Annotated in this window: 1 pseudogene; it reads left to right on the top strand. The window is 59.3% G+C overall.

The window, feature by feature from the left end:
- Window positions 1–255 (top strand): annotated as a pseudogene (locus tag J8I34_RS34365) (putative pyridoxal-dependent aspartate 1-decarboxylase); the annotation flags it as partial.
- Window positions 256–514 lie beyond the last annotated feature (259 nt).

The raw sequence follows: 514 nt of genomic DNA on the forward strand, positions 1-514 counted from the left end.
GACGCGCTGGATGCGCTGACCATCAGCATCCAGGAAATGCAGCGTGATGCCGGCCGCTCGTTCATATCGCGCACGCAGTTGACGTCGTCACAGTGGGGTGGGCGCCCGATCGCCGTTTTCCGCGTGGTGCTGGCCAACCCGGATACGACGCGTGCCATCCTGCAGGACATCCTCGACGAACAACGCGCGCTGGCGGCGGCAAGCCCATACATGGCGCCACTGATGGCGCTGGTGGGGGCGCCGAATGCCGCTTGAGCGATTTGCAGCTGGCGGGCGCCATTCGGTGGACATAGACCAAAGCAAAGTTGTGGGGGTAGCCCTGTTTGCTCCTATTCGGCAGCGGTTTTAATTACTGGCGATTAATTGCGTTTTTAGTAGCTTCTTCGCACCAGCTCCGCCGCCTGTTGTTGCAGATCGATAATTCTGCGAATGGTGAGCACTAAGGATGGTCTGAACAACCTGCCGTAGCCGAAGGCCACGGCGTGCTCAGCACGCATTGATTTCACAGGATGAG

The organism is Cupriavidus phytohabitans, from assembly GCF_017815025.1.
Classification (GTDB): Bacteria; Pseudomonadota; Gammaproteobacteria; order Burkholderiales; family Burkholderiaceae; genus Cupriavidus.